We start from the raw sequence: 21,270 nt of genomic DNA, 5'->3' as shown, positions 1-21,270 counted from the left end.
CGCACATGAAGAAGACACTCTCCCTCATCACGTTGCTCGCCGCCGGGACCACCCAGGCCGCGGGCTTCCAGGTCAACACGCACAGCGCCCGCTCCACGGGCATGGGCAACGCGGCGGCCGCGTGGCTGGACGACTCGTCCGCCATCTACTCCAACTCGGCCAACATCCTGGGCGTGGAGAAGCTGGACATCACCGCGGGCGTCACCGGCATCCTCCCCAGCCTGCAGTTCACCCCCACGGGTGGCGAGGTGCAGGGGCAGAAGACGACGCTGTCCCCGCCGCCGCACGTGTTCGCCGTGTACAAAATCACGGACAAGCTGGCGGCCGGCGTGGGCTTCTACACGCCGTTCGGCGCGAGCAGCCGGTGGGAAGACGGGTTCGTGGGCCGCTTCCGCGCCCAGGAGTCCGGGCTGTCCATCTACAACATCAACCCCACGGTGGCGTACCAGGTCCACGACCGCTTCCGCGTGGGCGCGGGCCTCAACATCGCCCGTGGCACGCTGGAGATTAAGCGCGCCCTGGGCTTCGTCACCAGCGAGGGCCAGGTGCACCTGGGCGGCGCGGGCTGGGGCCTCGGCTTCAACGCCGGCGTCCAGGCCGTGGTCGTCCCCAAGCTCGTCACGTTGGGCGTGCAGTACCGCAGCGCCATTGGCATGACGTTCAAGGGCGACGCGGACTTCCGGGACGTGCCGCCGGCCTTCCAGGGCCGTCTGCCGGACACCCGCGTGCAGGGTGACGTCAAGCTGCCGCAGTCCGTGGTGGCGGGCGTCGCCTTCACCCCGCTGGACCGTCTGACGCTCGCGTTCGACGCCAACTGGGTGGGCTGGTCCAGCTTCCCAGAGCTCGCCATCGAGTTCCCGGACAACCCGGCCATCAACAACCCGCTGCCGAAGAACTGGCGCTCGACGTGGAACTTCCACCTGGGCGGCGAGTACGGCATCACGGAGGCGCTGCAGGTGCGCGCGGGCCTCATCTGGGACCCGGCGCCCAGCCCGAATGAGACGCTGACGCCGGACCTGCCGGACGCGGACCGCTTCGGCATGTCCGCGGGCGTGGGCTACAGCTTCGGCGCGGTTCGCGTCGACGCCGCCTACCAGTTCGTCAACCTGTTCGACAAGGACAGCACCGCGCCGGGCATCCCCGGCGTGTACAACGGCACGGCCCAGGTGTTCGGCCTGACGCTCGGCTACTCCATGTAGTCTTCCGGCACCGTCCGGACCTCACCGCGCCCGGGTCTCCTCACGGAGGCCCGGGCGTTGTGTTTCCAGCCGTCCCCGCGTGTCACACGCGCAGGTCGCCTTCGTGCAACACGCGCCCGGAGGCCAGCGCCTGCGCCGTGCGCTGGAGCCGCTCCGTGCCCATGCGCATCAACTGTCCCTTGAGGCCGGGCTGGCTGAGCAGGTGCTTCTGGAAGGCGGCGCGCTCCAGGCGCAGCACCACCCCCGCCACGTCCGCGCGCACGGTGGCGGACACCGGCTTGTCCAGCAGCAGGGAGATTTCGCCGAAGACGTCTCCCTCGCGCAGCTCCGACAGCGCTACGCGCCGCCCATGGAGCTGCTCCAGCCACGGCGTGCAGCGCCCGCGCAGCAGCACGTAGAAGGCGTCACCCGGCTGGCCCTGCGTCAGCAGCGCCTCGCCCGCGGCCACGGTGCGCAGCTCGAAGTCGCGCGACACCGCGGCCTTCTGCGCCGGCGTCAGTTGGTTGAAGAGGGGGTTGCTGCGCAGGAGGTTCTCCACCATCCGCCGCCGGTAGAAGGCGTCCACCACCGCCGTCACCTCGGGGTGCCGCGACGCCACCGCCTCCATGCTCGCGCGCGTCAGCTCCAGCAGCACGGCGCGCTCGGCCGCCACCACGCTGGCGAGCCGCGGCCCCTCGGAGATGAGCGCCAACTCACCAAAGAAGTCCCCTGGCGCCACCGCGCCCACGCTCTGGCGCTGCCCGCCCTCCAGCGCGCGCACCACGTCCGCGCGGCCCTCCACCATCGCGAACATGGAGGCCCCCGGCGCGCCCTCCTCCACCACCGCCTGGCCCGGGAAGAAGGCGCGGACCTGGAGCGACTCCAGCAGCGCGACGAAGGCGTCCCGGCTCACCTGCGACAGGATGGGCGCGCCGCCGGCGACGAGCTCCGGCACGTGCGCCGCGTCCGCGGGCAGCGGGGCCTCCGGACGCAGGGCGAAGCGCTCCGCCAGGACGCGCGCGGTGCGCACCAGCGCGGCGTGGGCGGCGCCCAACCGGGGCAGGGCCACACACGCGGCCACCGCGCGCAGGGGCTGGCCCGCCTTTGCCCAGGCCAGCGCGGCCTGCTGGTACGCGGCGGCGGCGTCCACCGGGCGGCTCAGCCACTCCAACAGCTCCGCCACCTTCTGGTGGACCTCCGCGTCGTCCGGGGCGTCCTTCAACACGCCCTGGTACTCCGCGAGCGCCTCCTCCAGCTTGCCCTCGCTGGCGAGCTGAACAGCCCGCTGCCTGTCCGCGCGGTGCGTGTGCGCCATGGCCATCTCCCCCGTCATGCGCTGAGCGCGCGAACACGCTCGGCGAGCTTCTCCGTGAAGAGCCGCAGGATGCGCAGCGCCGCCGCCTCGTGCGTGTCCAGGTAGTGCTGGAAGTCCGCGCGCGTCACCCGCAGCGCGCGAACCTCGGAGCGCGCGAGCACGTGCGCGGACGTGTCCCCATCCAGGATGAGCGAGACCTCACCGATGAAGGCGCCGGGCCCCAGCGTGTTGAGCAGCCGGGCCCCGGGCTCCGCGCCGCCGAGCACGTCCACCGTCCCCTCCAGCAGCACCAGCAACCCCGAGCCCGGAGCGCCCTTCTCCAGCACGGTGTCGCCCTGGGCGAACTGCACCGGACGCGCCACCTGGTAGAGGTCCTTCATGTCCTCCAGCGACAGCTCGCCGAAGAGGGGGATGGCCTTGAGGTATTCATAGCCGTCCGGCGTCGGAGGCTCGCGAGCGGGCTCCACCCCGGGCCCCGCGTCCAGGCCCAGGTGCCGCAGCAGCCGCGCGTGCTCCGCCTGGAGCGCGCCGTCCGACTGGAAGGCCGGCGCCTGGAGCGTATCCGTCAGGAGCACCAGCGCCCGCCACGAGTCCCCCTGCGCATCCAGCAGCGTGCTCATCCGCAGCACCGCCTCGCGCCGCTCCGGAAGGCCCGGGGCCACGGACCGAAGGACCTCCAGCTCCGCGTGGCCATTGCCCAGCTCGCGGTACACCGCCGCGGCCTCCAGGGGCCGGCGCAACCGGGTGAGGCAACGGGCCGTGGCCTCGCGTGCGTCCAGCGCCGCATACAGCGCCAGCGCCCGCTCCAGCGCGCCGCCCCGCTCGAAGGCCATGGCGGCGCGGGCCCGCTCTCCGGCGCGCAGCCACGCCTCGGCGGCCTGGAGCAGCGCGCCCGCTTGTTCGTAGAGCTGCGCGACGGTGCTGGCGCCGCCATCCGCTTCCAGCACGCGCGCGGCGCCCGCGAAGTCACGCGCCCGCCGCAGCACCTCCACCAGCGTGGCGCGCGCGGGGAGCGTCGCGCGGGAGGCCTCCTCCAGCACGGTGTCTCGCTGCGAGCGCGCCAGGGCCTCATACGTCCGGACGGCCACGTCCACCGCGCCCTGCGCCACCGCCTCCCAGAAGGGCCGCGTGCCCGTGCTCGCGGCCCCTTCTTCCCCCACCGTGGAACGCGCCATGCCGTGAACTCCCCCAAGCCCCTTGCGCCCAACCCCCTGGGCGCGCCGTGTGCCGGGACCGACGCGTGCGTAGCAGACCCCACGAAGGGAGGCGAGCCTCGTCGAGAGGCGTCCGTCCCCCAACGAAACGGCCTTCGAGCACCGTCGCGCTCAGTCCACCTTCGTCGGGAACGGGTTGCGCTCGGCGAAGCCGCGCTGGTGCCAGTATGGATAGGTGGGCGTCACCGCGCTCGCCGCGTCGAGCCGCGCCACCTGCTCCGCGGAGAGGTTCCACCCCACCGCGCCCAGGTTCTGCCGGAGCTGCTCCTCGTTGCGCGCACCGATGATGATGGACGACACGGTGGGCCGCTGGAGCAGCCAGTTGAGGGCCACCTGCGGCACCGTCTTCCCCGTCTGCGCGGCGACTTCATCGAGCGCGTCCACCACGCGGAACAGGTACTCCTCGGCCAGCGGCGGCGCGCCCTCGGCATTGAGCGCGTCCTTCATCCGCGAGCCCTCCGGCCGGGGCTGCCCGCGGCGAATCTTGCCCGTCAAGCGCGCCCAGCCCAGCGGGCTCCACACCACGGTGCCCACCTGTTGGTCCAGACCCAGGGGCATCAGCTCCCACTCGAACTCCCGGCTCACGAGCGAGTAGTAGGCCTGGTGCGCCACGTGGCGCGCGAGGCCGTACTTCTCCGAGGTGGCGAGCGCCTTCATCAGGTGCCAGCCGGAGAAGTTCGACGCGCCGATGTAGCGAATCTTCCCCGCGCGCACGAGGTCGTCGAGCGCCCGCAGGGACTCCTCGACCGGGGTGAGAGCGTCGAAGCCATGAAGCTGATAGAGGTCGATGTAGTCCGTGCCCAACCGCTTCAGGCTGGCCTCCACCGCGCGGGTGATGTGGAAGCGCGACGACCCCACGTCGTTCGCTCCGTCGCCGTTGCGGAAGGCGCCCTTGGTGGAGATGAGGACCTTGTCGCGGCGGCCCGCGATGGCCTTGCCCAGAATCTCCTCGGCCAGACCGCCCGAGTAGATGTCCGCGCTGTCGAACATGGTCAGCCCGGCCTCCAGGCTGATGTCCACCAGGCGCGTGGCCTCCTGGACCCCGCTGGTGCCCCACACCTTGAAGAAGTCCCCCTGGCCGCCGAACGTGCCCGTGCCGAGAGTCAGCACCGGAACCTTGAAGCCAGCGCCACCAAGCTGCCTGTATTCCATTCCCATGAAGGGGCATCCTGGTAACCAGGGGAGCCCACCCGCTCAACGGGAATGCGCGCACGGCCGCGTTTTCCGCCGCTATGCTCGCAGCCCGTGAACGTTAACGGGGGGCCGGACGTTCCCCGGAGTCCTCTGGAATGAAACGCAACGCGGTTGCCTGGAGCACCGTCATCTCCCTCCTGGCCGTGTTGCCCGGACGGGTGGCGTCCGCCCATGCGGGCTTGCCGGAAACCTCCAACATCGTCATCCGCCGGGGCCACCCTCAGGACTTCTTCGTCGGCACGACGTTTGGCGCGGTCATCTCCCGCGACCAGGGCCAGACATGGCGCTGGGTATGCCCGGATGCCATGGGGTATGGCGGTTGGCGCCCGGAGGCCTACCTGTGGCGCGAGACGGGCGACATCCTCGCCGCCACCGGCAGCGCCCTCCTGCACTCCCCAGACGAGGGCTGCACCTGGCGCGCGCACCCCTTCTTCAGGCCGACCTGGGTGACGGGACTCGCGGGCCATCCCACCGATGACCGCGTCTTCTATGCCGTCACCGGAAGGCCCGGGCTCGCCAACGGCGTGTACCGCTCCGGCGACGGCGGGGAGACATGGAGCGCCACGCCGCTGCTGCGCGCGGGACTCGAGCTCAACGCGGTGCGCGTGTCCCCCGTGGACCCTCGGCGCCTCTATGCCTCGGGCGTCTCGAACAACCAGATGGTGCTCCTGCGCAGCGATGACGCGGGCGACACGTGGCAGGAGTTCCCCCACGCACTGCCGGAGCTGTTGCGGCCCTACGCCTTGACGGTGGTGGCGCTGGACCCCATCGCGGTAGACGTCGTGTGGACGCGCGTGTCCGCCCAGGGCTACACGCACCTGCATCGCAGTGACGATGGAGGCCGCACGCTCACGCAGGTGTCCGTGCTGGATGACACGTTCATCAACATGGACCTGTCGTCCGACGGCGCCACCGCGTGGGTGGGCACCCTCAACTACTTCTTCATGGGCCCGAGCACCGGTCCGATGGAGAAACAGCCCCTGCCCACGGGCAACGCGTGCGTGCTGCGCGACGGTGAGACGATTTATGGCTGCGGCTCCACCTGGCTGCACGACTGGGCCCTGGCGCGCAGCACGGACCAGGGCCGCACCTGGCAACACATCTTCGCGCTGTATGAAATCCAGGGGACGCAGCTCTGCCCTCGTGGCACGCCCGTGCGCGACCTCTGCCCGGCCCGGTGGCCGCAGCTCGCGGAGCAGCTCGGCGCGCCGCTGTATCCGGACGGCGGCGTCGAGGAGCCCCCGCCGCCTTTCGACGCGGGGACACCGGATGCGGGCACGCCCGACGCGGGAGCCTCGGACTCCGGCACCCAGGGCCCCGGTGATCCTCCCGACGCGCCGAAGTCGAGCGGCTGTGGCGCCAGCCCCGGTGGCCCCGTCCCCATGTTGTTGCTGCTGTCCACCCTCCTTCCCTGGCGCCGCGGCGCCCGGCGCCCGCACCACCGATAAGGACGCTCATGCCCTTGGAGATACGCAGGCGACTGTGGACGTGTGGCGTGACCGCGCTGCTCGCCATGAGTCCCGCTTGCGACAGCGGAGACAACGCCCCCATCGAGGACCCCTGCGGTGAGCCGCTCTACGGCGGCGAAGCCACCGACGAAGCGTGGCGAACCTTCGTCGACGCGCAGGGCCGGCCCGATGACAGCTCGCACGCGGTGACGCTGACCGAGCCCTCGCCGGGCCAGATGTACTCGCTGACCGACGCACCGCCCACGTGGCGCTGGTCATCACCGCTGGCCTCGCGAGCGCCGGCTGGCGAGCACGGTGAGCGCTCCATGCTCGCGTGGCTGGGCCACCTCCTGCTGCCTTCCGCCCAGGCGCACCTGCCGCCCGTCACTGGAGACTTCTACTGGGTGCAGGTGACGGTGCCCGGGCGGCGGTGTCCCGTGGAGCTGCTGACGTCGGACCTGGAGTGGCACCTCGACACGGCGACGTGGGACACGCTCCGCGCCGCCTCGGGCCCCGAACTTCGAGTCCAGGTGACCAGCGCGTACCTGGTGCAGAACCGGCTCCGCGAAGGCCCGTACCGAATGGATTCCCCACGCACCATCCGGCTGGAGGGCGCACGATGAACCGCACGATGGGTTGGATGTCGGCGCTGGCACTGCTGCTGACGGGCTGCGATGAGAAGGCCGCGCGCGTGCTGGATGTCGCGCCTCCGGACGGGCTCGACTTCGCGCACGAGGAGCCCTGGAAGGAGGCCTCCACCGTTCCGCCGCCGGGGCTTGGTGGGCGCATCATCATCACCAACAGCCTGGACGACACGTTGAGCCTGGTGGAGTTGAACACCGTGGGCACGCCCGGCTTCCGCGAGCTGGCGCGCGTGCCCGTGGGGCTCAACCCGGTGGAGCTGGAGGGGCCGCACCACTCCGCCATCGCTCCGGCGGGGGACTTCTATTACGTCGGCATCTCCAACTACGTGCCGGGCGGTGGCTCGGGGCCGCACGGCGCGCACGGCACGGGCGCGGATGACGGCTACTGCCTGAAGCTGGACGCGCGTGACAACCGGCTGGTGGGCTCGGTGCGGGTGAACCCCAATCCCGGCGACGTCATCATCAGCGCGGATGGGAACACGCTGTACCAGACGCACTTCGACACGCTGAAAATCGCGGAGATGGCGCGCCAGGGCCGTCCCGAGTCCGACATGAACGCGAACCTGGCCATCATCGACGCTCGGACGATGACCCGGAAGGCCATGGTGGAGGTGTGCCCCGCGCCGCACGCGGTGCGCCTGTCGGCGGACGAGCGCACGGCCTACGTCGCCTGCTGGTCGGACGAGGTGGCCATCGTCGACCTCACGGCGCAGCCTCCGGCCGTGACACGGGTGAAAGTCGCTGCGGGCGCGGGCGGCGCGGTGACACCTCGGCACCAGCCCTACGCGCTCACGATGTCGCCCTCCTCGGGCGAGGTGTGGGTCAGCTCCATGGCCAGCCGACAGGTGCAGGTGCTGAACCCCCAGACGCGCGAGATGATGCCGGAGCGCGCGGTGCCACTCCGCGGTCCACCGATGTTCGGCGCCTTCACCGCGGATGGACGCACGCTGTACCTGCCCTACCAGTTGGTGGACGCGGTGGCCGTCATCGACCCGGAGACGGGCACCGTGCAGCGCGAGCTGCCCCTGTCGGAGGCCGGCTGCCTCAACGTGCATCAAATCATGCTGACGCCCGACGAGCGCGTCGGCCTGGTCGTCTGCGAAGGCGACCACGTGGGGCCGGGCACGTTGCACGCGGTCGACCTGGCGGAGGGCACCGTGCTGGGCACGGTGGAGGTGGGCATCTTCCCGGACTCGGTGAACATCCTGTGGGGGCAGCCATGAGGCGCTCGGCCTGGAGCGTGGTGACGCTCGCGGTGCTGCTGTCCGCGTGTGACGACAGCGAGAATGGCCGCGTCACCGCGGCGGAGTACGGCGAGGTGCTGTTCAACGACTCGCGGCTGTCGGAGAGCAACTTCAACAGCTTCTCGTGCGCGACGTGCCACGCGACGACGCCCACGCCTCCCGCGGGGCGGATGGACTCCGGCTATACGCTGTACGACTCCGCCTTCCGCGAGAGCTGGTGGGGCGGCTACGAAACGCGCCTGCTGGACGCGGTGAACTTCTGCTACGTCAACTTCATGCGGGGCGTGGCGCCGCTGCCCAAGGACTCGCCGCAGAGCCGGGCGCTGTACGAGTACCTCGTCAGCATCAGCCCGAGCCCGTCCGCGCCCGCGCGGCCCTTCACGGTGGTGAAGGACGTCGTCGACGTGTCGCGCGGTGACAGGGCGCGGGGCCAGCAGGTCTACATCGAGGCCTGCCAGAGCTGCCACGGCGCGCCCCACACGGGCGCGGGCCGGCTGACCGAGCTTGCGTCCATTCTGCCAGAGGTGACGAACGACTACGGCACGCTCTTCCCCGGCGTGCCCAAGTCGCTGGTCGTCATCGAGAAGGTGCGCCACGGCCAGTTCTTCGGCGTGGGCGGAAACATGCCGCTGTACAGCCTGGAAACCCTGTCAGACGAGGACCTGGGCGCGCTGCTCACCTTCATGGATTTGTGAGCCGGGAGGGCGCGTTCCGGTGGAGCCCACGGTCCACCGGACGTATACCTCCTCGCGGACACACGACGTGGGAGCGAGCATGGGGTTCTGGGGCAGGCTTTTCGGGAGGAAGTCTTCAACGACCACGGCGGTTCCTCCCGCCCCCTCGACGACTTGGACGGTGGAGCCTCGCGAGGCGCTCATGCGCCAGGTGGAGACCCTGGTCCGCATGGACCCCGCGGTGGAGAAGGTGGCGCGGCGCACCGCGGACTACGCGCTCGACATCACCCGCGCGGGAAGTGACGGCACCTTCTTCCTGGACAACCTCTTCGCGGACACCCGTGAGCTGGCCCCCGAGCAGCGCGTGGAGGTCATCCAGCGTTACCTCCGCTCGCTGTGGCAGGAGTCACCGGACGCGCTCCCCTGGGAGCAGGCCCGCGAGCAACTGCTGCCCGTGCTGCGGACGTCCACCTTCGGCAAGTCGCTACAGACGAAGACGAAGGCAGAGCCGGAACCGGAGCGGGAGCTGGTGGGCCGCAGGACGCTGCCCTTCCTGTCGGAGCTGCTGGTGCTGGACCTGCCGGAGTCCGCGATGTTCGTGCAGCGCCGCCACCTGGAGAAGTGGGGCGTCGACGAGGAAGCGGCCTTCGCCGCGGCCCACGCGAACCTGGCGCGGCTTCCGGACGACGGCGTGGAGCTCTACGACGACGAGCACGGCCCCCTGTGGACGGTGGAGACGAACGACACCTACGAGACGTCACGGCTGCTCCGGCCGGGCTTTCTCGCGTCCTTCGCCGGGCGCGTGGAGGGGCGGCCCATCGCCATCCTTCCCGAGCGCTCCACGCTGCTCATCGGTGGCGACGCGCGCCCTGAGCTGGTGACGCGACTGACGGTCAGCGCCGAGCGCGAGTACGGCGCCGCATCCCGCTGCCTGACGCCCGCGCTCTACACGGTGGACGACGCGGGGCAGGTGGTGCCGTACGTGCGCCCCGGGAAGGACTCGCTGGCGCACCGGGTGCGGCTGTCTCACATCCAACTGGCGCTGGCGGAGTACAACGCCCAGAAGGAAGTGCTCAACACGCTGCATCAGGCGCGGGAAGTGGACATCTTCGTCGCGACCTACAGCGCGATGGCCCGGAAGCGGGACGAGTTCCCCATCTCCTGGTGCGTCTGGCCGCTGGGCGTGGACAGCCTGCTGCCCCTGGCGGACATGATCGCCGTGCACCTCTCCGAGGACTCGGAGGAGTTCTTCACCGTGCCCTGGGCGGAGGCGCTTCGCATCGTGGGAGACGCCATCACCCCCGTGCCCGAGCAGTGGCCGCCGCGCTACCGCGTCACGCAGGCCCCCTCGCCGGAAGTGCTTGCCCGACTGCGCGCCGCCCAGGTCTCCTTCGAGGACTTCGTGCTGCCCTGACGCGGATGGAGGACTGATGCTCGCCTGCCTGGACGTGGATTACCGCCCCGACCTCACCGTGGCCGCGTGCGTGCTCTTCCGTGGCTGGACGGATGCGTCGGAGTCCTCGCATCTGGTGGAGCATGGGCCTCCGGCGGAGCCCTACGAGCCGGGACAGTTCTACCGGCGCGAGCTGCCACACCTGCTGCGGGTGCTCGCGCGGGTGGAGGTGCCCCTGGAGGCCGTCATCGTGGATGGCTACGTGTGGCTCGGGGAGGACCGGCCCGGGCTTGGAGCGCACCTGTATGAAGCGCTCAACCGGGAGGTGCCCGTCATCGGGGTTGCGAAGACGGCCTATGTCACCACGGGGCCGTCCGTGACGGTGCTGCGAGGGCAGAGCCTGCGGCCCCTGTTCGTCGGCGCGGCGGGCATGGATGTGAAGGTGGCGGCGGAGCACATCCGGCGGATGCACGGGCCGTCTCGCTCGCCCACCTTGCTGAAGCGGGTGGACCATCTCTGCCGCACGTCCTGAGCAGGACGGCACGGTTCCGCTCAGCGTCGCGGCCTCTTCGCCTGGGAGAGAGAACCCCCTCTGCCGCACGTCCCGAGCTGGACGGCACGGTTCCGGACAGCCCGAGCCGCCACTTCGCCTGGGAAGCGAGCATCCTCCTGGAATCCTTGGGCCGGGAGGCTTACCTTTGACGGCGGATGCCCTCGCACCCGACCTCACAGCTCGGCTTGTTCGACACGGTCGCGCCGGAGCGCGAGGACGTGGACGCGCGCCCGCCGGTGAGCACCTCCTCGGAGGATCGCATCCCCACGGTTGAGAAGGTGCGTCCCAAGGTCCCCGCCCCGCGTGAAAGCGCGGCTTCGGGAAGCCGACGCCCCACGCGAGAGGACTCGCTGCCATTTGCAACGGGCCAGCACGCTCGCACCGAACCTGACGGCCCGTTCCCCTCGCGAGACAGCACCCCACATCAAGACCGGCTCCCTGCGCCAGAGGACGCGCTGCCCATGGCGGCGGAGTTGGCGCGGCGGTTGTCATCGCTGCTGAAGGTTCCGGTGCATCTGCGGCTCACGGACAACCGGGCCACACTCATCAGCTTTCGCCGAGGCGAAGAGGGCCTGCGGCTGCGGCTCCACCACCTGTTCCTGGGCGCACCAGACGCCGTGGTGCAGGCCATGGCGGCCTACGCGGGCCGAGCGGATGCACGCGCGGGTGAAGCGCTGGAGGCCTACGCGCACGAGCACAGCGAGCGGGTTCGCCGGGAGCGTCGGCCCGGAAAGCCACTGCGCACGCGAGGCCGCTGCTTCGACCTGCAAGCCGTCTTCGCCCGGCTCAACGCAAGCTGGTTCGACGGTCGGGTGCAGGTGGACGTCGGCTGGGCGAGGAAGCCCGCGGGCAAGCGGCGTCGCAGCATCCACGTGGGTGGCTACGACGCACGGCGGAAGGAGATTCGCATCCACCCCGCCTTCGACCGGCCGAACGTGCCCGCCTTCGTGGTGGACTACCTCGTCTTCCACGCCATGCTGCACGCGGACTTCGAGGACACGGATGGAACGGGCAGCGAAGGCCGCTGCGCGCCCGAGCACACGCCGGCGTTCCGCGAACGCGAAGCCCTGTTCCCGCTGGGTGACGCGGCCCAGCGCTGGCTGAGCGACAATCACACGTCCCTGCTGCGCGGCTGAACAGGCGCAGCGCCGCTACTTCTGCACGGAGAGGATGACCCACTTCGCGGTGTCCACCGCGTAGACAATGGGAATGTCCGCGAGGGGCGGCCCCTCCAGGCCACTGCATGCGCCCGCGCTGGGCGAGAAGCTGACGAAGACCACCGCGTCTCCGCCGGGAACAGCCGTCACGTCATAAGACTGACGCTGGAAGGAACAAACCTCCGTGGGCGTCGCATCGCGAGGAGGCTTTGCGCCCAACGGGAGAAAGTCCTCCATGGCATACGAGATCGCAGAGGCGATCACGCCAGGGAGGACATGTTGCCCTTCCGCCGGCAACACCACCGGGAAGTGATACTGCGCGACCTCTTCGTCAGGCGCGTGGCTAGGACGAGGCGCTGGACGGAAGAGCGCGCAGCCAGGAATGAGGAGCAGCCCGAGCAGGCTCCATGTGGAGTGCATCAACCTATTCCCGCTCCGTCTCGACGGCAGTGATGCAAAGCCACCAACTGACTCTGTACGAGTGCGATGAACCCAAACATCCCAATGCAAGCAACGAAGAAGCCATGTCCCCTCACAAGCACGGGTGCACCCAGATTAGGAGGCCCCTCGGTCAAGGACGACGTAAGGCATTCTGTGCGTCCCTGACAAGGAAGCCCACGAACACAAAGCCGAGTTCCCCTACCGGCGCAGGTTGGCTGACAATCACGCGGTTCGACTGTGAGCCCACACCTCCCGCGCAACAGGACAGTAGCGGCCACGGCCCGGACCGATGCATGATCGGGGTGATGCGTTACTTCAGCGTGGAAGAAGCCAACCGGCTGGTGCCGCTGCTGTCGCGCACCTTCGAGCGGGTACGCCCCTGGGTGGAGCGTGCCCAGGAGCTCGCGGACACGCTGAGCACAGCGTCCAGCGCGAACGACCCGAACCTGGCGCCCTTGCGCGAGGAGCGCGACGGCCTCCTCGAAAGCATCCGCAGCGAGCTGCTCCAGCTCCAGGAGATGGGCCTCGAAATCAAGGGCGCGGACGGCCTCGTGGACTTCCGCGCCCACCGCGGCGGCGAGCAGGTCTATCTCTGCTGGCGCTACGGAGACCCCGCCGTCTCCCACTGGCACGCCCTGCTCGACGGCTTCTCGGGCCGGCGTCCCATCGACAGCCCCGACGACTTCGCGCCCACGTACCTCAGCTAACCCGCGTCCTCGCTGAACCGCTTCTGCAACAACGCCAGCTTGTTGCGCGCCGCCAGCAACTGCTGCCGCAGCGAGTCCGCCTGCCGGGCCACGTCGTGGAACGACTGTTCCTCCCCGGCCCGCGCCAGCCCCTGGGCCTCGTCCGCCACCTCCGTCATCCGGACCTGGAGCGACTCGAAGTGCTCCGCCAGCGCGGCGTTCTCCTCGGCCGTCTGCGCCGTCTGGCGCTGCTGCGCGAACTGCTGCATCCGCACGTTCAGCTCGCCCGCGCTCTGCCCCAGCGCGCCGTAGCGCACCAGCAGGTTCTTGAAGATCTCCGTGCGCTGCTGAAGCTCCTGCGCCCGCTGATGCACGATTTCAGCCTGCGCCTGCTGCCGGTCCCTCACCTTGGAGATGGCCCCCACCAGCGCCGTCACCTGCAACCGGAGCTGCTCGTCCAGGTCCGCCAGCCCGTTGAGCATCGCCGAGGCGCGCTCCAGGTGCTTCTCGGATTCCAACGGCGCCTTCTGGAGCTGCTCGGCCAGGGACTCGAAGCGCACCAGCTCTGAATCGAGTGCCCGGGCGGCCACCACCAGCTCGGCGTCCTGCGGCTTGTCACGCTTGCTCATCGTGCGAAGGACCATGGCATTTCCCGGCGCCGTACGCCGCAAGCGTCTCCGGAATGACGCGACCCTCGTGCGAGAGTGTCGGCAGCCTGCTGCCCGGGCGGCCCGGCGGCCCCTGCCCGTGAGGCTCGATACGCCCCCGGCGTGCTCGCCACCAGCGCCTGCCATCCCCAACTTCCGGACATCAGACGTCACGAGGTGCACACATGCCCATGGGTTTCTCTCGCTCCGTGCTCGTTACCGGTGCCACTGGCCAACAGGGTGGCGCCGTCGCACGGAAGCTCTTGCAGCGCGGCCACCGCGTCACCGCCTTCGTCCACCACGCAGACTCCCCGGCCGCCCGGGAACTCGAGTCGCTCGGCGCCGAGCTCGCCGTCGGTGACTACGACGACCTGGACTCCATCGCGAACGCCGCGCAGGACCTGGACGCCATGTTCGCCGCGGCCACGCCCTTTGGCCCGGGCGGCGTGCAAGCAGAGGTCCGCCACGGGAAGAACCTGGCGGACGCGGCCCGGTTGGCGCGCGTGAGGCACTACGTCTACTCGTCCGTGGCGGGAGCGGACCGCCTCACGGGCATCCCCCACTTCGACAGCAAGCACCGCGTCGAGACGCACGTGAAAAGCAGCGGCCTGCCCTACACGATTCTGGGCCCCACCTTCTTCATGGAGAACTTCAACAGCGGCATGTTCGAGGAAGGCCTCAAGGCCGGCATCCTCGCCATGGGCCTGTCCCCCACGCGCGGCCTGCAGATGGTGGCGCTGGAGGACCTCGCCGCCTTCGCCGTCCGCGTGATGGAGGAACCGGAGCGCTTCGAGGAGCAACGCATCGAGGTGGCCTCCGACGAGGTGACGGGCCAACAGGCCGCGGGGCTGCTCTCCATGGTGAGCGGCCACCGCATCCACTACGAGCAACTGCCCCTGGACTTCATCCGCGAGCGCAGTGAGGACCTGGCCGCCATGTACGAGTGGCTGGACCGCAAGGGCTACCAGGCGGATGTCCTCACCCTCCGGCACAAATTCCCAGAGGTCCCCTGGCACACCTTCGAGGACTGGGCGCGAGGCCAGGACTGGAACGCCCTCACCTCCCCCGCGTGGCCCCACGCCGCCGCGGAGCCCGTCTCCCCCGCGAGTCACTAGAGGAGAAGTCCCATGCGAGCCCCCATGCCCACGGCCGCGGCCCTGTTCATCCTGACCGGTTGCGTGGCCACGCCCGAGCTGCGGCCCTCGCCGGGGGCACAGGTGCTCCAGGGCGACGCGAACGCCGCGAAGGCCGCGACGGACGGCATCGTCCTGGTGGCCGACGGCACCGCATGGAAGGGCACGCCGAAGAACCTCGAGCGCAGCTTCACCCCCGTCTACATCCAGGTGGAGAACCGCGGCGACCGGCCCGTGCGCATCGAGTACGGCGCCTTCTCGCTGGTCGGCACGGTGTCGCGCTTCCGCTACGCGGCGCTGCCGCCCCTGTCACTGAACGACACGCTCAACTCCGTGCAGCAGGGGACGGGGGGCTCGGGAAGCGCGGCGGGCTTCTCATCGGGCTGGGGGCTCGGCCGATACCGGCGCTTCGGCGTCGGTTCCTACATGGGCCCGTTCTTCCCGGACCCGTACTACTACGGCTACCAGTGCCAGGAGCCGCTGCCCACGCAGGACATGCTCCAGAAGGCGCTGCCCGAAGGCACGCTCGAACCCGGTGGAACGATGACGGGCTTCCTCTACTTCCAGGGCGTGGGCCACCGAGAGGGCCAGGTCGTGCTCCAGGCCCGGCTCGTGGACGCGGAGAGCGGCGAGCCGCTGGGCACGCTCGACATTCCCTTCCAGGTCCGCAAGGGCTGAGGCCCCGCGCGGGGCCCCCGCCTCAGTGCAGCGTGGGGGAGACCTCGCGCATGGACGGGCGGTGGAGACCTTCCAGCAACGAAGCCTCCTCGAACACGCCCAGCTCGCGCCGCAGCTCCGGGCCGTGAACCGGCAGACCGAAGAGCGCGGCCATGGGAACCCAGTCCAGTGTCGCGGCCACCAGGGGCCCCAGGCCCACGAGCGCCACCGCCGAGCCTCGCGACGAGCCCGCCGCCAGTCCTCCCACCACCATCCCAGCGCCCGTCACGATGCGGAGCCACCGCCCCGGCCGCGACGCCAAGAAACCGACAAGCATGTGCACCTCCCAGGGGCGATAATGGCCACGGCCCGCCGAGCGGCCACCCGCGCTGAAACCCCGCACGGGTGGAACGCCGAGCAACCGGGCAAGCACCGGGCCGCCGCGTCTGCACGAGGCGGCGAGGCCACGCCTCAGCGACGACCACCGTCAGCGGCTTCGACGCGGTCCAGGCGTTGCGAGCCCGTCCCCCGAAAACCGCCGGCCGACTGCGCCATGCCCGCCGCATCTGCACCCGGCAAGGCCACACACCCGCCTCCACGCTGGGTTCGCTGCCCGACGCGCCGCGTTCAAAGCCTGCGGGCCCCCAACCGAGCGCCTGCCCGCCGCGCGCCACACGCGGGCGTCACCGCTGCGGCCCTCCGCCCGTCCGGTGCCAACCCTGATTTCCAGGGCCAGCTTTCACGCACGGGGCTCCACGGACCGCCCTAGGGGAGGCAACCATGTTCAGTCGTTCTGAAATCCACAAGGGGATGAAGGTGCGCGGCAACGACGGGCACGTGCTCGGCCGAATCGTCGAGCTGCGCAACGACGAGCTCATCGTGGAGAAGGGGCTCATCCGCCGTCACGACTTCGCCGTGTCCCTGTCAGACGTGCGGGAGGTCGTGGACGGAGAAGTGGTGCTCAACCACGGGCGCGACAGCCTCTTCTCCGCGCCTCGGGAAGTGCCCCACACGGCGCACTGACGCTCAGCCGCCGCGGCTCGCGTCGGACGCATGCTCCGGGACAGGTGATGGCGCCACCGGTCCATCACCGCTCCATCCCGACTGGGCCTCCGCCTCGCGAGCCGCGCGCCGGCCCGCGTCCACGTTCACCCGCGACAACACCGCCGCGCCCGCGACGAAGAAGAACAGCAGGGACAGCACCGCCTGCCGGCTGGAGCCCGTCAGCTCCACCGTGGCCGCGAACACCAGCGGACCGGCCACCGCGGTGACCTTCTCGAAGACGCTGAAGAGGCCGAAGAACTCCGCGGCCCGGTCACGCGGCACCATCTGCGCGAAGAGCGAGCGGCTCAAGGCCTGACTTCCGCCCTGCACCATGCCCACCAGCAGCGCCAGGGCGAAGAAGTGCAAAGGCGTGCGCATGAAGTAGCCCAGGAACGTCACGCCCACGTACACGGCCAGGGAGAACATCAGCGCGTTCTTCACGCCCACGCGCCCCGCGGCCTTGCCGAACAACACCGCACACGGTACGCCCACCACCTGCGTCATCAGCAGCGTGCCAATCAGCGCGCCCCGGCCAATGCCCAGCTCCGTGCCGTACAGCGTGGACAGCCGGATGATGGTGCCAATGCCATCGCTGTAGAGCAGATAAGCCACCAGCAGCAGCAATGCCTCGCGGTGCTTCCGCAGCCCGCCGAACGTCCGCGCCAACTGCGAGAAGACGCCGCGCACCGACAGCGGTGGGCGCGCGGCGTTCACCTCCGGCACGGGCTCGGGGATGCGCCGGAAGAGCGGCACGGAGAAGAGGGCCCACCACACCGCCACGGAGGCGAAGGCCACGCGCGAGGCGGCCCCCGCGTCCGCCAGGCCGAACCACTGGGGCTTCAACAGCAGCACCAACTGCGCCGCCAGCAGCAGCCCTCCGCCCAGGTAGCCCAGCGCGTAGCCCGCGGTGGACACGCGGTCCAGTTCGTCATCGCGAGCGATGTGCCGCAAGAGCGCGTCGGCGAAGACGATGCTGCCCGTCACGCCCACGTTGCCCAGGCCGAACAGCACCAGCCCCCAGACCCAGTCCCCCGGCCCCACCGTGGCCAGCCCCAGCGTGGCCACCACGCCCAGCCCTGCGAAAGAGCCCAGCATCAGCTTGATGCGCCCGGCCCGGTCGCTCAGCGCGCCCAGCACCGGGGACAGCACCGCCACCACGCTGAGCGCCACGGCGGTGGCGGTGGCGAAGCGGCTGGTGGCCACCTCGCGCGGCAGGTCCTGCGCCACCACGGAGGCGTAGTAGAGCGGGAACACCACCGTGACGACCGTGGTGATGAAGGCCGAGTTCGCCCAGTCGTACATCGCCCACGCGCGCAGCTCGGGCCGCGTCAGGCCAATGCGCGACAGCAGGGCCAGCACCGGGCGTCTCATGCGTCGAAGTCCACGCTGCCCACGGCGTCATCGCCCTGGGCGGATTGATAGACGTGCCACGCCGCCGCCAGGTCCTGGAACGGCAGCCCCACCGCCGCGAAGACGGTGATGTCCTCGGGCGACGTGCGGCCGGGCTTCATGCCGGCAATCACCTCGCCCAGCTCCGCGTGGATGGCGTCCTCGCCCAGCCCCACCGCGCCCGCCGCGCCGGAGGAGAGCGACAGCCCCCGGTGGTCGACGATGAAGCGCGACTCCCGCAGCAGCTCCGCGGACAGCTCGGCCTTGCCGGGCTCGTCCGCGCCCAGCGCGATGACATGCGTGCCGGGCCGCAGCATGCCCGCGAGCAGGAAGGGGTGGCGGCTCCACGTCGACGTCACGACGATGTCCGCGTCCTCCACGGCCTCCTGGGCGGACTCGGCCATCCGCACCGGCAGGTTCAGCTCTTGATACATGCGCGTGGCGAAGGCGAGCGAGCGCTCCGGCGCCGTGTCGAACACCCGCACATGGTCCAGCGAGCGCACCAGCCGCAAGGACTTGAGCTGCATCACCGCCTGCCGGCCCGCGCCGATGAGCGCCACTCGGCTCGCGTCGGGCCGGGCCAGCACCTCCGCCGACAACGCGCCCACCACGCCCGTGCGCACCGCCGTCAGGTGTCCCGAATCCATCACCGCCAGCACCGCGCCGGTGGCCACGTCATGCAGGTGCACCACGCCCCGGAGGGCGGGGGACTGCCCCGGGAACTTCGCGTGGACCTTCACCGAATAGGCGGGCACCGAGGGCAGGCTGCCAGGGAAGAGCACCAGCGCGGTGCCCTCGGCGTGCAGGGGCGCCCGGGCACGCTGCGGCGCCACGGTGCGTGCCAGGGCGTCGGTGCGGAAGGCCTCGCGCATGTCCTCCAGCAAGAGAAGGGCCTGCAAGTTGCGGGAAACGTCGGAGCGGGTCAGCAGGAGCGTGCGCATCTTTCAGACACCCTAACCGAGCGCGTGCGGGCCCACAGCCTTTGCGATGCGGCCTTGTGGACAAGCGCCCGAAGTTGGACGTCCGGGCGGACGGTGCAGCGCCGTTCCGTCCCGCGCGGCGCCCACCGGCCGTGCGCCTGGGACATCCGGACGAAGCACGCCAGCACCTGCATCCCCAGAATGGAAGGAGGCGGCGGCGTGGGCGGATACAGGGCCTCGGGAGGCCGGTGATGCTGGAGTCGGAGTTGCACACAGCGGGCAAGGAAGCGGCACCCAGGACGCGAACGCTCGAGGTGGCGGAGTTCCTGCGCGCCCGACGACCTCAATTGCTGGAGGACTGGCAGCGGGTCATGCGGACGCTCCATCCCGAGCGTGAAACCCAGACGACGTGGTTGCTGGACCACATGCCCCAACTGCTCGGCGTGCTCGCGGACCTCATCGACCACGGCCCCGAAGCCCCCCTCACCGACGTCCCCGACGAGCACGCCATGTCCCGGCTGGACGGAGGTTTCGATTTGGGACAGGTGTCGGTCGAGTACGCCCTCCTGCGCAAGTGCATCCTCCGCAGGCTCGAGACGGAGAAGGCCCTTCCCGCCCCGGGCGAGCTGGAGCGGATGGAGGACGCCCTGGACCGGATTGTCACCCGGACCATGACGTCCTTCTCCCAGGGACGGCAGCGCATCCTCCAGGCCTTGGACCGCATGACCCGGGCCGCGCTGGACAGTCCCTCCGTGGACAGCCTCCCATCGCGGCTCCTCACGGTGCTGGTGGAGTCCGCGCTGTCCGTGGACTCGGCGGCGCTGCTGCTGGTGGAAGGCGACCGGTTGGTGGTGCGCGCCGCGGAGGGGCTGGGCGCGAGCGACGCGCTCGGAATCTCCATGGACCTGAACGAGGGCTTCATGGGCGAGGCAGGCGCCCAGCGCCAGCCCATGGCGTTGCGCTCGGCGTCCACGGACCCGCGGGTGGTGTTGCCCGCCTTGAAGCAAGAGGGCTTGCGCGCCGTCTACGTCGTCCCCCTGCTGGAAGGGGAGCACCTGCTGGGCGTCGCGTACATGAGCTCCCGAACCGCCTTCGTCTTCTCCGAGGCGGACACCCTCCTGTTCCGCACCATGGCGCAGCGGGCCACCGCCCACCTGGTCCACGCCCGGCTCCAGGCCCGCGAGCGCCAGGCCCACACGGACGCGCAGCGCTCGCTGTCACAACTGGACGCGCTGCTGTCCTCCACGCCCATGGGCATTGCCTTGCTGGACCGCGACTTGCGCTACGTGCGCATCAACCAGGCCATGGCGGACATCAACGGGCACACGAAGGAAGCCCACCTGGGCCGCCGCTTCCAGGACATGGCGCCGGTGACGGCCGTGGAGACCTTCGAGCCGCTCTTCCAGCGCCTGATGGACACGGGGGAGTCCGGGGACGCGTTCGAGTTCACCATCCCCGGAGACGCCCGGACCTTCCAGGCCAGCTTCCACCCGGTGCGCGGGCCGGACGACACGGTGCAGGGCTTGAGCTGCACGGTGGTGGACGTCACCCACCACAAGCAGGCGGAGGCCGTGCTCCAGCGCGCGGTGGACTTCCGGGAGCAGCTCATGGCCGTGGTGGGCCATGACCTGCGCAACCCGCTCAATGCCATCAACGCGTCGGCCTTCCTGCTCTCGCGGGCCGAGGAGCTGGAGCCCGCCGAGCGCCGCGCCGTGGACCGCATCCGCAACGCCACCGCGCGCATGGGGCGCATGATTACGGACATCCTCGACTTCGCGCGCAGCCGCCTGGGCGGGGGGATTCCCGTGGCCCGGCAACAGATGGACCTCGCGGAGGTGTGTCAGGCGGCGCTGGAGGAGCTTCAGGTCAGCGCCCCGCAGCGGGCGCTCCTGTTCGACACGAGCGGCGACACGCGAGGGTGCTGGGACCCGGACCGCGTCTCACAGGTGCTGGGCAACCTGGTGGCCAACGCCCTCCAGCACGGACAGGAGGACAGGCCCGTGCGTGTCTCCGTGCGCGGCGGGGCACGCGAGGTGGTGTTGGACGTCCACAACGTCGGCGAGCCGATTGCCCCCGCGCTGATGTCGCGCCTCTTCGACCCGTTCAAGAGCATGCCCTCGGCGGCGCCACAGCCGGACCTGGCCCGCAAGAAGCGCAGCCTGGGCTTGGGGCTCTACATCGTCAGCCAAATCGTGGGGGTCCACGGGGGACGCGTGGAGGTGCGCTCCACCCGGGAGGACGGCACCCGCTTCACGGTCCACTGGCCCCGACAGGAGGGGTGAGGCGGGACGGCCGCCCACCCTTCGTCCGGCCGCTGGCCCCTTCTGGGCGTGAATCGC

At 70.5% G+C, this 21,270-nt stretch carries 21 protein-coding genes; 13 read left to right on the top strand and 8 right to left on the bottom strand.

All coding sequences use genetic code 11. The features are described from left to right. Positions 1 to 5 precede the first annotated feature (5 nt). Positions 6 to 1,199: an OmpP1/FadL family transporter gene (locus A176_RS36375; RefSeq protein WP_002633801.1), complete on the top strand. Its 1,194-nt coding sequence runs from the start codon at positions 6 to 8 to the stop codon at positions 1,197 to 1,199. Between the two features lie 82 nt (positions 1,200 to 1,281). Here A176_RS36375 and A176_RS36370 read toward each other — a convergent pair whose 3' ends face one another. From A176_RS36370 to A176_RS36360, 3 genes are all read right to left on the bottom strand, one after another. Further along, a complete protein-coding gene (locus A176_RS36370; protein ID WP_044889999.1) occupies positions 1,282 to 2,493 on the bottom strand; it encodes a cyclic nucleotide-binding domain-containing protein in 1,212 nt (403 codons plus the stop codon). A gap of 14 nt (positions 2,494 to 2,507) precedes the next feature. After that, a complete protein-coding gene (locus A176_RS36365; protein ID WP_002633803.1) occupies positions 2,508 to 3,668 on the bottom strand; it encodes a cyclic nucleotide-binding domain-containing protein in 1,161 nt (386 codons plus the stop codon). Positions 3,669 to 3,818: 150 nt separating this feature from the next. Beyond that, positions 3,819 to 4,859, bottom strand: a complete 1,041-nt coding sequence (locus tag A176_RS36360; protein WP_044890000.1) for an aldo/keto reductase — start codon at positions 4,857 to 4,859, stop codon at positions 3,819 to 3,821. Between the two features lie 137 nt (positions 4,860 to 4,996). Here A176_RS36360 and A176_RS36355 point away from each other — a divergent pair, with 137 nt between their 5' ends. From A176_RS36355 to A176_RS36325, 7 genes are all read left to right on the top strand, one after another. Further along, positions 4,997 to 6,349 carry a WD40/YVTN/BNR-like repeat-containing protein gene (locus tag A176_RS36355; RefSeq protein ID WP_002633805.1) on the top strand — a complete coding sequence of 451 codons (1,353 nt, stop codon included), beginning with the start codon at positions 4,997 to 4,999 and terminating at the stop codon, positions 6,347 to 6,349. Between the two features lie 8 nt (positions 6,350 to 6,357). Beyond that, complete coding sequence (locus A176_RS36350) at positions 6,358 to 6,972, top strand: hypothetical protein (RefSeq protein WP_049872434.1); 615 nt, start codon at positions 6,358 to 6,360, stop codon at positions 6,970 to 6,972. Continuing rightward, entirely contained in the window at positions 6,969 to 8,216 is a 1,248-nt protein-coding gene (locus A176_RS36345) for a YncE family protein (RefSeq protein WP_002633807.1), read from the top strand. The genes A176_RS36350 and A176_RS36345 overlap by 4 nt, the downstream gene beginning before the upstream one ends. Then, complete coding sequence (locus A176_RS36340; protein WP_044890002.1) at positions 8,213 to 8,932, top strand: c-type cytochrome; 720 nt, start codon at positions 8,213 to 8,215, stop codon at positions 8,930 to 8,932. The genes A176_RS36345 and A176_RS36340 overlap by 4 nt, the downstream gene beginning before the upstream one ends. A 181-nt stretch (positions 8,933 to 9,113) precedes the next feature. Beyond that, complete coding sequence (locus tag A176_RS36335) at positions 9,114 to 10,325, top strand: DUF1444 family protein (RefSeq protein ID WP_226994101.1); 1,212 nt, start codon at positions 9,114 to 9,116, stop codon at positions 10,323 to 10,325. A gap of 16 nt (positions 10,326 to 10,341) precedes the next feature. Continuing rightward, a complete protein-coding gene (locus A176_RS36330) occupies positions 10,342 to 10,836 on the top strand; it encodes an endonuclease V (protein ID WP_002633810.1) in 495 nt (164 codons plus the stop codon). 176 nt (positions 10,837 to 11,012) lie between these two features. Further along, positions 11,013 to 11,993: a hypothetical protein gene (locus tag A176_RS36325; RefSeq protein WP_002633811.1), complete on the top strand. Its 981-nt coding sequence runs from the start codon at positions 11,013 to 11,015 to the stop codon at positions 11,991 to 11,993. A gap of 15 nt (positions 11,994 to 12,008) precedes the next feature. On the opposite strand, the gene A176_RS40440 is transcribed toward A176_RS36325, so the two are convergent. After that, positions 12,009 to 12,164: a hypothetical protein gene (locus A176_RS40440; protein ID WP_226994100.1), complete on the bottom strand. Its 156-nt coding sequence runs from the start codon at positions 12,162 to 12,164 to the stop codon at positions 12,009 to 12,011. A 596-nt stretch (positions 12,165 to 12,760) separates the two neighbouring features. Here A176_RS40440 and A176_RS36315 point away from each other — a divergent pair. Continuing rightward, a complete protein-coding gene (locus tag A176_RS36315; protein ID WP_044890003.1) occupies positions 12,761 to 13,162 on the top strand; it encodes a DUF2203 domain-containing protein in 402 nt (133 codons plus the stop codon). Here the strand turns inward: A176_RS36315 and A176_RS36310 are convergent. Continuing rightward, complete coding sequence (locus A176_RS36310; RefSeq protein ID WP_044890004.1) at positions 13,159 to 13,770, bottom strand: hypothetical protein; 612 nt, start codon at positions 13,768 to 13,770, stop codon at positions 13,159 to 13,161. The genes A176_RS36315 and A176_RS36310 overlap by 4 nt on opposite strands. A 203-nt stretch (positions 13,771 to 13,973) precedes the next feature. On the opposite strand from A176_RS36310, the gene A176_RS36305 reads away from it, so the two are divergent. Beyond that, positions 13,974 to 14,903 carry an NmrA/HSCARG family protein gene (locus A176_RS36305; protein WP_021781202.1) on the top strand — a complete coding sequence of 310 codons (930 nt, stop codon included), beginning with the start codon at positions 13,974 to 13,976 and terminating at the stop codon, positions 14,901 to 14,903. Positions 14,904 to 14,915: 12 nt separating this feature from the next. Then, positions 14,916 to 15,599: a putative periplasmic lipoprotein gene (locus A176_RS36300; RefSeq protein WP_002633816.1), complete on the top strand. Its 684-nt coding sequence runs from the start codon at positions 14,916 to 14,918 to the stop codon at positions 15,597 to 15,599. A 22-nt stretch (positions 15,600 to 15,621) separates the two neighbouring features. Here the strand turns inward: A176_RS36300 and A176_RS36295 are convergent, their stop codons facing one another. After that, on the bottom strand, positions 15,622 to 15,915 hold the full coding sequence (locus tag A176_RS36295) for a YgaP family membrane protein (protein ID WP_226994099.1): 294 nt from the start codon (positions 15,913 to 15,915) through the stop codon (positions 15,622 to 15,624). 443 nt (positions 15,916 to 16,358) lie between these two features. On the opposite strand from A176_RS36295, the gene A176_RS36290 reads away from it, so the two are divergent. Further along, on the top strand, positions 16,359 to 16,601 hold the full coding sequence (locus A176_RS36290; RefSeq protein ID WP_002633818.1) for a DUF2171 domain-containing protein: 243 nt from the start codon (positions 16,359 to 16,361) through the stop codon (positions 16,599 to 16,601). Positions 16,602 to 16,604: 3 nt separating this feature from the next. Here the strand turns inward: A176_RS36290 and A176_RS36285 are convergent, their stop codons facing one another. Continuing rightward, complete coding sequence (locus A176_RS36285; RefSeq protein WP_044889928.1) at positions 16,605 to 17,993, bottom strand: MFS transporter; 1,389 nt, start codon at positions 17,991 to 17,993, stop codon at positions 16,605 to 16,607. Next, positions 17,990 to 18,952 carry an ornithine cyclodeaminase family protein gene (locus A176_RS36280; protein ID WP_002633820.1) on the bottom strand — a complete coding sequence of 321 codons (963 nt, stop codon included), beginning with the start codon at positions 18,950 to 18,952 and terminating at the stop codon, positions 17,990 to 17,992. The genes A176_RS36285 and A176_RS36280 overlap by 4 nt, the downstream gene beginning before the upstream one ends. Before the next feature lie 230 nt (positions 18,953 to 19,182). Here A176_RS36280 and A176_RS36275 point away from each other — a divergent pair, with 230 nt between their 5' ends. Beyond that, positions 19,183 to 21,213: an ATP-binding protein gene (locus A176_RS36275; RefSeq protein ID WP_002633821.1), complete on the top strand. Its 2,031-nt coding sequence runs from the start codon at positions 19,183 to 19,185 to the stop codon at positions 21,211 to 21,213. The last annotated feature ends 57 nt before the right edge of the window (positions 21,214 to 21,270 follow it).

The sequence above is a fragment of the Myxococcus hansupus genome, assembly GCF_000280925.3.
GTDB lineage: Bacteria > Myxococcota > Myxococcia > Myxococcales > Myxococcaceae > Myxococcus > Myxococcus hansupus.
The sequence above is the reverse complement of the archived record's forward strand: the minus strand, read 5'-3'. Positions and strand labels throughout refer to the sequence as shown.

What these genes read in the sequence shown, in the direction of transcription:
- A176_RS36375 (WP_002633801.1), top strand. Translation starts at nt 6, where the DNA reads ATGAAGAAGACACTCTCCCTCATCACGTTGCTCGCCGCCGGGACCACC.
- A176_RS36370 (WP_044889999.1), bottom strand. Translation starts at nt 2,493, where the DNA reads ATGGCGCACACGCACCGCGCGGACAGGCAGCGGGCTGTTCAGCTCGCC.
- A176_RS36365 (WP_002633803.1), bottom strand. Translation starts at nt 3,668, where the DNA reads ATGGCGCGTTCCACGGTGGGGGAAGAAGGGGCCGCGAGCACGGGCACG.
- A176_RS36360 (WP_044890000.1), bottom strand. Translation starts at nt 4,859, where the DNA reads ATGGAATACAGGCAGCTTGGTGGCGCTGGCTTCAAGGTTCCGGTGCTG.
- A176_RS36355 (WP_002633805.1), top strand. Translation starts at nt 4,997, where the DNA reads ATGAAACGCAACGCGGTTGCCTGGAGCACCGTCATCTCCCTCCTGGCC.
- A176_RS36350 (WP_049872434.1), top strand. Translation starts at nt 6,358, where the DNA reads ATGCCCTTGGAGATACGCAGGCGACTGTGGACGTGTGGCGTGACCGCG.
- A176_RS36345 (WP_002633807.1), top strand. Translation starts at nt 6,969, where the DNA reads ATGAACCGCACGATGGGTTGGATGTCGGCGCTGGCACTGCTGCTGACG.
- A176_RS36340 (WP_044890002.1), top strand. Translation starts at nt 8,213, where the DNA reads ATGAGGCGCTCGGCCTGGAGCGTGGTGACGCTCGCGGTGCTGCTGTCC.
- A176_RS36335 (WP_226994101.1), top strand. Translation starts at nt 9,114, where the DNA reads ATGCGCCAGGTGGAGACCCTGGTCCGCATGGACCCCGCGGTGGAGAAG.
- A176_RS36330 (WP_002633810.1), top strand. Translation starts at nt 10,342, where the DNA reads ATGCTCGCCTGCCTGGACGTGGATTACCGCCCCGACCTCACCGTGGCC.
- A176_RS36325 (WP_002633811.1), top strand. Translation starts at nt 11,013, where the DNA reads ATGCCCTCGCACCCGACCTCACAGCTCGGCTTGTTCGACACGGTCGCG.
- A176_RS36315 (WP_044890003.1), top strand. Translation starts at nt 12,761, where the DNA reads ATGCGTTACTTCAGCGTGGAAGAAGCCAACCGGCTGGTGCCGCTGCTG.
- A176_RS36310 (WP_044890004.1), bottom strand. Translation starts at nt 13,770, where the DNA reads ATGAGCAAGCGTGACAAGCCGCAGGACGCCGAGCTGGTGGTGGCCGCC.
- A176_RS36305 (WP_021781202.1), top strand. Translation starts at nt 13,974, where the DNA reads ATGCCCATGGGTTTCTCTCGCTCCGTGCTCGTTACCGGTGCCACTGGC.
- A176_RS36300 (WP_002633816.1), top strand. Translation starts at nt 14,916, where the DNA reads ATGCGAGCCCCCATGCCCACGGCCGCGGCCCTGTTCATCCTGACCGGT.
- A176_RS36295 (WP_226994099.1), bottom strand. Translation starts at nt 15,915, where the DNA reads ATGCTTGTCGGTTTCTTGGCGTCGCGGCCGGGGCGGTGGCTCCGCATC.
- A176_RS36290 (WP_002633818.1), top strand. Translation starts at nt 16,359, where the DNA reads ATGTTCAGTCGTTCTGAAATCCACAAGGGGATGAAGGTGCGCGGCAAC.
- A176_RS36285 (WP_044889928.1), bottom strand. Translation starts at nt 17,993, where the DNA reads ATGAGACGCCCGGTGCTGGCCCTGCTGTCGCGCATTGGCCTGACGCGG.
- A176_RS36280 (WP_002633820.1), bottom strand. Translation starts at nt 18,952, where the DNA reads ATGCGCACGCTCCTGCTGACCCGCTCCGACGTTTCCCGCAACTTGCAG.
- A176_RS36275 (WP_002633821.1), top strand. Translation starts at nt 19,183, where the DNA reads ATGCTGGAGTCGGAGTTGCACACAGCGGGCAAGGAAGCGGCACCCAGG.